At 43.9% G+C, this 392-nt stretch carries 1 protein-coding gene; it reads right to left on the bottom strand.

Translation table 11 applies throughout. The features are described from left to right. On the bottom strand, nt 1–392 hold a 392-nt coding region (locus M0051_RS19835; protein WP_306743275.1), incomplete at both ends, for a hypothetical protein.

Below are 392 nucleotides of genomic sequence, written 5' to 3'. Positions count from 1 at the left end.
CCGGCATCCAAGGTAATAGTTCCACCAGCACAGATTTCCTGGTCCAAACCAAGGTCTACAACCGGATTTGGATGAACAGTAACATTCACATCATCTGTAGCTGAACATCCATTGGCGTCTGTTACTACTACTGAATAGTTTCCTGAAGTTGATACTGTAATGTCTTGTGTGGTTTCACCGTTTAACCACAGGTAAGTTGCCCCAGGATTCCCGGCATCCAAGGTAATAGTTCCACCAGCACAGGTTTCCTGATCCAAACCAAGGTTTACAACCGGATTTGGATGAATCGTTACATTTACATCATCCGTTGCTGAACAACCATTGGCGTCGGTAACAACTACTGAATAGTTTCCACTTGTATTTACAGTTATGGTTTGAGTCGTTGCCCCATT

This window comes from Marinifilum sp. D714 (assembly GCF_030851345.1).
Taxonomy (GTDB): domain Bacteria; phylum Bacteroidota; class Bacteroidia; order Bacteroidales; family Marinifilaceae; genus Marinifilum.
The sequence above is the reverse complement of the archived record's forward strand: the minus strand, read 5'-3'. Positions and strand labels throughout refer to the sequence as shown.